This window comes from Bacillus sp. JJ1503, from assembly GCF_036965125.1.
Lineage (GTDB): Bacteria > Bacillota > Bacilli > Bacillales > Cytobacillaceae > Cytobacillus.
On sequence record NZ_JBALOZ010000414.1, the window covers coordinates 3,333 to 11,309 of the forward strand.

The 7,977-nt window shown below is 38.2% G+C and carries 7 protein-coding genes; 2 read left to right on the forward strand and 5 right to left on the reverse strand.

Features of this window, described 5'->3' with window-relative positions; genetic code table 11:
- Window positions 1-393 precede the first annotated feature (393 nt).
- Complete coding sequence (locus V7149_RS24085) at window positions 394-1,314, reverse strand: DUF2515 family protein (protein WP_335348110.1); 921 nt, start codon at window positions 1,312-1,314, stop codon at window positions 394-396.
- Window positions 1,315-1,477: 163 nt separating this feature from the next.
- Here V7149_RS24085 and recU point away from each other — a divergent pair, with 163 nt between their 5' ends.
- On the forward strand, window positions 1,478-2,089 hold the full coding sequence (gene recU, locus V7149_RS24090; protein ID WP_335348104.1) for a Holliday junction resolvase RecU: 612 nt from the start codon (window positions 1,478-1,480) through the stop codon (window positions 2,087-2,089).
- A gap of 43 nt (window positions 2,090-2,132) precedes the next feature.
- Window positions 2,133-4,709: a PBP1A family penicillin-binding protein gene (locus V7149_RS24095; RefSeq protein WP_335348105.1), complete on the forward strand. Its 2,577-nt coding sequence runs from the start codon at window positions 2,133-2,135 to the stop codon at window positions 4,707-4,709.
- A 23-nt stretch (window positions 4,710-4,732) separates the two neighbouring features.
- Here the strand turns inward: V7149_RS24095 and V7149_RS24100 are convergent, their stop codons facing one another.
- The 4 genes from V7149_RS24100 to asnS form a co-directional block, all read right to left on the reverse strand.
- Window positions 4,733-5,254 carry a YpoC family protein gene (locus V7149_RS24100; protein ID WP_335348106.1) on the reverse strand — a complete coding sequence of 174 codons (522 nt, stop codon included), beginning with the start codon at window positions 5,252-5,254 and terminating at the stop codon, window positions 4,733-4,735.
- Window positions 5,251-5,907, reverse strand: coding sequence for an endonuclease III (nth, locus tag V7149_RS24105; protein ID WP_335348107.1), 657 nt, complete (start codon window positions 5,905-5,907; stop codon window positions 5,251-5,253). The genes V7149_RS24100 and nth overlap by 4 nt, the downstream gene beginning before the upstream one ends.
- A gap of 28 nt (window positions 5,908-5,935) precedes the next feature.
- Window positions 5,936-6,643: a DnaD domain-containing protein gene (locus V7149_RS24110; protein ID WP_335348108.1), complete on the reverse strand. Its 708-nt coding sequence runs from the start codon at window positions 6,641-6,643 to the stop codon at window positions 5,936-5,938.
- Between the two features lie 153 nt (window positions 6,644-6,796).
- Window positions 6,797-7,977 (reverse strand): asparagine--tRNA ligase (asnS, locus tag V7149_RS24115; protein WP_335348109.1); only part of this gene is annotated, 1,181 nt, incomplete at its 5' end.

A 7,977-nucleotide genomic window follows, 5' to 3' on the forward strand; every position in this document is an offset into this window, starting at 1 on the left:
GTCTTGTGCTTGTCGGGGGTGAGCAAGGCGCTTCCGCTTTTCTAATTGTTATGTACTCTATTCGCTCTCCTTAATTCCAATCCTTCAAGGCTGACAAAACTAGAAGCGTTTCGTCAAAGTAAGAAAAAATTTTTATTATTTCTCCCTTTCTTTCGACATTTTCGTCTCGCATGGAAACCCCATTACTGTGCAAACTAATAAGCGGAGGTGCGGTATTTTGAATAAAAAGGAAAAACATACGAGAAATCAACCAAAAAAGCAGGAAGAAACTAGAACCGGCTATGGAAATAAAAAACTTGAAGGACCCAATCGTCCATCAACATAACAAAGTATTTTTTCCATTTCACAGCCAAAAGGTGGAAGACAGCATTCGTGTTGAATTCCATTTTTTGGCTATCTTTTCATTTCCACGATTTCTTTTAAGTTAATAGCCTTCTTTATTTGAGCTTGTTTATTTATATACCATTCTGTCAATTCGATTGGGTGAATATGCTCCACATTTTCCTTTAACCATTTTCTTTTTAATCTTTTATTTTTGGACCAGTCTTCTGCCTTATGTTTTCTTTGCTTTATTAATGGGAATGTACATCGTAAAAATGGAGTCGTTCTTTTAGGCCGATCTTTAAAATAAAATTCATAATCATACCTGGAGCCAGTGTGAACGGTCCGCTTTGCGAATTCGTAAAAGGAAGGATATAACTCCTTTTGAAATAGAATATCGGCAAGGCGCTTACCTAGATCGATTCTTTTAGATAACGATATAAAACCATTTACACTCGCACCAAATAGCTGCCCATCACATGTTGGAAAGATAACGGAGCTATAATGAAACCAATCCTGAAGCAGGAACAGCGGAGTTTGAAAAACTTTCCTTCTATAGGCTGGATGCTTTATAACAGGCTTCTGAATGATATTTTGTTCGTTAATGATTTGTGAAATCATCAGTCTTTTTATACATCTGCGGTCCCAAAAAAGCCGCCATTCCTTAACCATATATGAAGATACATGGAAATATCTTAATAAATGAAACATTGGACGATTCATTTTCGTCGAATATTGATAGAGCAGCAATTGCGGAAATGCATCTTGAAAAATAAGCCAGTTGGCCCGCTCATAAGTTAGGAACAGTTTTTTTCTTAATTGTTTATTTATTATTTTTGAAAACCATTTACCTTCGAGATCACACATATTCCATCCAGCATTTCGGGACACCATGCTTGCAAGGAATGACCAAATAATTTCGGGATTTCGATTATAATAATGAAAATAGGCATCTGTCCGGGAAATATTATCAGCATTGTACTNNATTCCAATTCTTCCATATTTAGCTGATTTAAATAATTTGCCCTTTCAAAAAACATAATTGATCTGCCTCCAAAAAAAGCATATGGCTTAACATTTGCAAATCTGTACTTTTTATTCAACCACAAATAACGAAGATTTGTTATGATAAGTAGTAGCTTGTGAGGTGAATTAAATGAATTTCCATTATCCGAACGGCAAGAAGTTTCTACCCGTTAAAAAAGAAACGATGCGCACCAAAATAGAAAAAAAATGGTCCTATAGCAACCGTGGTATGACTTTGGAGGAAGATATAAATGAAACGAATGAGTATTATTTAGCGAATGGAATTGCCTCCATTCATAAAAAGCCTACACCTGTGCAAATTGTTCATGTGGATTACCCGAAAAGAAGTGCGGCGGTCATAAAAGAAGCGTATTTCAAACAGGCTTCAACAACAGATTACAACGGTGTTTACAAAGGCAGGTATATTGATTTTGAGGCAAAGGAAACTCAGAATCACTCTTCCTTTCCATTAAAAAATTTCCATGACCATCAAATTTTGCATATGGAAACGATTCTGAAGCAAAAAGGGATCTGCTTTGTTTTATTAAGGTTTTCTGCAACAGAGGACATCTATCTGCTTGAGGCTCATCATCTACTTATGTTTTGGAAAAGGATGAAGGATGGCGGCAGAAAATCGATTACTATAGAGGAAATTGAAACTTTTGGCCACCAAATCCCACTAGGATATAACCCTAGAATTGACTATATTAAAAAAATCGATTATCTTTATAGCCTCGGATAAATATCTCAATCTACCTTCTACTCATCAGAAAGGATGAACATATATGGCAGAAAAATATCAATCGAGAGAGGAGCGCCGTAAACAGCAAGCTTCCAAGCCAAAAAACAAAGGAAAGAAACCGGCACAGAGCCTATTTAAACGTATCTTTCTTACACTAATTGCACTTGGAATTGTTGGAATGCTTGTTGGAGCTGGAACCTTTGCTTTTATGGTAAAGGACGCACCTAAACTTGATGAAAAACAATTAAGGGATCCAATCCCTTCGAAATTATTAGATAAAGACAATAATCTTATTACGGAAATTGGCTCTGAACGCCGAGAATATGTTGAATATGAGGATATTCCTAAATTAGTGGAAGAGGCCTTTCTTGCAACAGAGGATGTGCGGTTCTACAAGCACCATGGAATGGACTTAAAGCGTTTAGCTGGAGCAGTGCTTGCAAACGTTACCCGCGGGTTTGGTTCAGAAGGGGCAAGTACCATTACCCAGCAGGTAGTGAAAAATTCCTTTCTTAATAATAATAAAACAATAAGCAGAAAAGCCCAGGAAGCATGGTTGGCCTTTCAGCTAGAGCGTAAATATACGAAGCAAGAAATATTCGAGATGTATGTAAATAAAATCTGGATGGAAAATCGCAGTCATGGGGTTTTAACAGCTTCCCAAGTTTACTTTGGAAAGAATCTTGATGAGCTAACACTTCCTGAAGCTGCATTGCTTGCGGGCATTCCGCAAAGCCCTGCAAACTATAATCCTTTTAAACATCCAGATCGGGCAGAAAAAAGACGAAATATAGTCCTTTCCTTAATGCATCAGCATGGCTTTATTTCAAAAGAGAAAATGGAAGAAGCAAAGGCAGTTTCTGTAGAATCCTCACTCGTTCCTGAGGAAAATAGAAAGCAGAACGATTCTCCTTATGATTCCTTTGTAGATATCGTCATTGATGAGGTTCAGAAAAAGTATCCTGATCTAGATATTTCTTCCGACGGCTTGACGATTTATACAACATTAGACACGAATGCCCAGGATTATATGGAAAAAATGTTAAATACAAATGAAATTATTAATTTCCCAGACGAGGACTTCCAAGCCGGCATTACTTTGCTTGATACTAAAACGGGGGAAATTCGAGCTATTGGCGGCGGAAGAAATCTTAAAGTAAAGCGCGGGTTTAATTTTGCCCAAGATACGATGAGACATGCCGGATCCACATTTAAGCCAATTATTGATTATGGCCCTGCCATTGAATATTTAAAATGGGGCACCTTCTATACTCTTGACGATAAGCCCTATACTTATTCAAATGGGACGAAAATTAATAACTGGGACCGAAAGCATATGGGCCCTATGTCGATGAGAGAAGCTTTAGCTCGTTCAAGAAATATTCCAGCCCTGCAAACATTACAGGAGGTTGGACTTGATAATGCAAAACAATTTGCAAATAACCTAGGATTTAATATTAAGGATGTTTTTGAATCGTTTTCGATCGGTGCTTACGAGGTTTCACCGATGCAAATGGCTGGCGCATACAGTGCATTCGGCAATAACGGGATTTATACGGAACCTCATTCCATCACAGCCATTGAAATGCGTGATGGTTCAAAGATCGATGTCACTCCTGATTCAAAGCCAGTTATGAAGGATTACACAGCTTTTATGATTAACGATATGCTTAAAAGTGTATTGAAAGATTCATATGGAACAGGTAAATTAGCTAATATTTCAAACCTTCATGTTGCAGGTAAAACGGGTACAACTAATTACACGGCACAAGAAATAAAGGATTGGGATATTCAAAATGGAGGCATTCCAGATGCATGGTTTGCCGGATATACGACCAACTATACAGCTGCTGTATGGACTGGTTATAAGGAAAAGAAAAACTCTATCGCTCCTAAGGACCAAAAGCTCGCTATGCTTCTTTTCAAAAATTTAATGGCGCATGTTTCTCAAGGAGTCGAAACACCTGACTTCCCTGTTCCAAACAGTGTTGAAAAGATTGCGATAGAAAAAGGCTCAATCCCAGCAAAACTTGCTAGTGAATTTACGCCTAAAGATCAAATCATTTATGAGTATGCGGTTAAAGGAAATGCACCAACAGAGGTATCCGAGAAATTCGATAAGCTTGATTCTCCTTCAAACCTAAATGCATCATATGATGTAAATACGAATGAAATACTCTTAACGTGGGATTATCCAGAAGGGGTAGAGAACGTTCAATTTGAAGTTTCAGCGGCATTAGACGATGGTGCAGACCAGCTACTACAGGTGATAGCTGAAAAAGGAATTAAAGTTGCAAATCCGGTTCCAGGCGGCATATATCAGTTCAAGGTTACAGCAATCCGTGATGATCAAAAGAGTGAACCAGCAGTTCAAACAGTTCAAGTTCCTTTGCCGGAAATGGACGATGGATATGGTGATGGTCAGGACGGCGAGGATGGTATCCCTGATGATGATGGAAACGGAAATGACAATGGGAATGGGCAAGGAAACGGAAACGGTAATGGTAATGGTAATGGTAATGGACAGGGTGATGGTGATGGCGATGGTGGTGACGGTGATCAAACTGACACCAATCCGATCATCCCTCCAATTGTAAATCCACCTGGCAGCAGTGGATAATAAAGAAAAAAAGCGTCTTAAGCTTATGGCTTAGACGCTTTTTTCATTATCTGTTGTTTGACATATTGTTTATTCATTTCACCTATTAGCTCTGCTAATTGAATATAAGAGTGATATAAGGATGGTTTCTTCATAATAAATTCTAGTCGCTCTGATAAATTGACAGGCTTAATGGCTAATTTATTTAAGTCCAAATTTGAAAGAACAACCGGAAGTCCATTTCCCCAATAAACCAATTCGATTAAGAGGCTAATCCCTTTTTTCATAGGTGCCAGTACATGAATCATCTCCCGTTTAGCAAAAAGTGTTTCTAATAATTCTTTTACTTTTTGCCATTCCTCAATTAGAACTGGTATGCTTTTTTCTTGAATTTCCCATGGTTTTACTGCTTGTACTCCTGAAAAAAAAGCCGTCTCATAAAGAAATGGCCTTAGTGCATACAAATTTTTCATTTCTTCCACATCGAAGGTAATTTCCTCATTCTCTTCAAAGAAAAATGGATGTACTAATTCTATAGGAACGGAAAGGGGCTTGTTATTACTCATTCCCCTTTCTTCCCCTTCATTCTTTTTTTCCCTTCTCTGCATATTTCCAGTAGCGGGCAGCTCTCACATTGAGGATTTTGTGCTTTACAGTGATATCTCCCAAAGAAAATCATCCGATGATGCGTAACAGACCATTCGTCCATTGGCACCTTTTTCATCAATGTTTTCTCTACCTCTAAAACGGAATCTTTCCACCTGCAAATAGCTAATCTCTTACTAACTCGTTCAACATGGGTGTCAACAGCGATAGCTGGAACACCATATGCAACGGAGACTACTACATTAGCTGTTTTCCTGCCGACTCCCGGAAGCTTCGTCAGTTCATCCCGATCATGCGGCACTACTCCATTGTAATCATCTAATAGCATTCTGCACAGTTTTTGAATATTTTTACCCTTGTTTCGATAAAGCCCAATAGATCTAATATCCTCTTGCAGCTCCTCCAAAGGTACATTTAAATAATCCTCGGGAGTTTTATATTTTTGAAATAAATTCTTTGTTACTTTATTGACAAGCACATCCGTGCATTGTGCAGATAAAGCAACTGCAATGACAAGTTCAAATGGGTTGGAGTGGTTAAGTTCACAGTGTGCATCCGGAAACATTTCCCCCATCTCATCAAGGCAAAATCTTATTTGACTATTGTTCAACAACTTCCTCACCACTTTATTTATTCTACAATTATTGCTCTAGCCAATTATAAAAAGGTATGGTTTTTCCAGGTTGTTCAGAAGCTTCGTTAGCCTTAACTCTTTGCTGCTGGTTTTGTCTGAACTTTTTTCCGTAGCTCTTCGCTTGTTCAATTGTTTTTATTCCATTCTTTTTCCATTCGAATAAAATTCTATCGATATAACGGAAATTTAATTTCCCCGAAATAACCGCTTCTCGAAGAGCCGCTTTTATAATATGTGGATCATGGCGGTCATCATCCATCCACAATGCAAGTGTTTCACATTCAAATGGAGATAAAGGCCTTCCAAATTCTTGTTCAAAGCAAGTATATAAATCAGTCTCACTTTGCTGATTTATCTTTGCCGTTTCTTGCTTTTCCTTAAATAGAAAATAATCTATCAGCTTTTCCCATAAAGGTTCAATATTATATTGTTCGTAGCGAATTCCATCAGAAGAGTAGCTATCTTTAATTTCGATATACCCTTTCTGGATTAATTTTCTAAGGATCGATGTACATTCTGAAACGGAGATCGTCATGCTTGAAGACAATTCAACTGGAGTGGGAAATGCATTCCCTCTTTCAATAAAGGAAGTAACATGCAATATAAGCACTAGTTCATGCTCATTTAAATTCATCTCTTTATAATGAGTTAATAAAACCCCAGGTATCGTAATATTTCCTTCCTGGAGCCACTTTAATATACTTGTTTTGGACATTCCTGACACCTCCATATCAGTATATCATGAACAAAGTCTTTGTAGTAAGGAGAATAACAGGTAACTATTCCTTTCTTACTACTCTGAAAAAATTAGAGGAATCGCCAACAGGACGATTCCTCTAATTTTGCTCAAATTATGAAGAGCTGCTGCTTATGGATATAGTCGATTTAATAAACGCGGGAATGGAATCGTCTCACGCACATGCTCCACTCCGCTAATCCAAGCTACAGTTCTTTCTAGTCCAAGTCCAAACCCTGAGTGAGGAACTGAACCATATTCACGGAGTTCTAAATACCATTTATAAGTATCCATATCTAAATTATTCTCTTCAAGACGTTGCTTCATTAGATCATAATCATGAATCCGCTCTGAGCCGCCAATAATTTCCCCATATCCTTCCGGCGCAATTAAGTCCGCACACAGAACAACTTCTTCCCTGTTCGGATCTGGCTGCATGTAAAATGCCTTTAATGACGTTGGGTAATGAGTAATGAAAACCGGTTTGTCATAGCCTTCTGCAATCGCTGTTTCGTGAGGGGCACCGAGGTCATCTCCCCACTGGACATCGTCAAAGCCCTTTTCATGTAAAAACTTAATCGCTTCATCATAAGTAATGCGCGGGAATGGTGCCTTAATATTCTCAAGTTTAGACGTATCTCGGCCTAGAGTTTTTAATTCTAATTCACAATTTTTTAGGACAGATTGAACAATATATGACACGTAGTCCTCTTGCACCTTTAAGCTATCTTCATGTTCATAGAAAGCCATCTCTGGCTCAATCATCCAGAACTCAATTAAATGGCGGCGTGTTTTGGACTTTTCTGCACGGAAAGTTGGACCGAAAGAGAATACCTTTCCAAGTGCCATTGCCGCTGCTTCTAAATGTAATTGTCCGCTTTGTGATAAATAGGCATCTTCATCGAAGTATTTCGTAGCAAATAATTCTGATCCGCCTTCAGCCGAGCTTCCCGTTAAAATTGGAGGATCGACTTTTACGTACCCTTCATTATTAAAAAATTCATATGTTGAGCGAATAATTTCATTTCTAATTTTCATAACCGCATGCTGACGGCGGGAGCGAAGCCATAAATGACGATGATCCATTAGAAATTCAGTTCCATGCTCTTTCGGAGTAATTGGATAATCAACTGCTGCTTGGATCACTTCTAATCCTGTTACAAGCATCTCATATCCAAATGGTGAACGCTCATCCTTTTGAATTTTTCCAGTTATGTAAATAGAAGATTCTTGAGTAACAGACTTTGCCGCTTGAAAAACTTCTTCTGGAACATCCGTTTTCACGACAACGCCTTGAATGAATCCTGTTCCAT

Bases quoted from the DNA above. Each gene is read 5' to 3' on its own strand.
- recU (WP_335348104.1), top strand. From the start codon at position 1,478: ATGAATTTCCATTATCCGAACGGCAAGAAGTTTCTACCCGTTAAAAAA.
- V7149_RS24095 (WP_335348105.1), top strand. From the start codon at position 2,133: ATGGCAGAAAAATATCAATCGAGAGAGGAGCGCCGTAAACAGCAAGCT.
- V7149_RS24100 (WP_335348106.1), bottom strand. From the start codon at position 5,254: ATGAGTAATAACAAGCCCCTTTCCGTTCCTATAGAATTAGTACATCCA.
- V7149_RS24110 (WP_335348108.1), bottom strand. From the start codon at position 6,643: ATGTCCAAAACAAGTATATTAAAGTGGCTCCAGGAAGGAAATATTACG.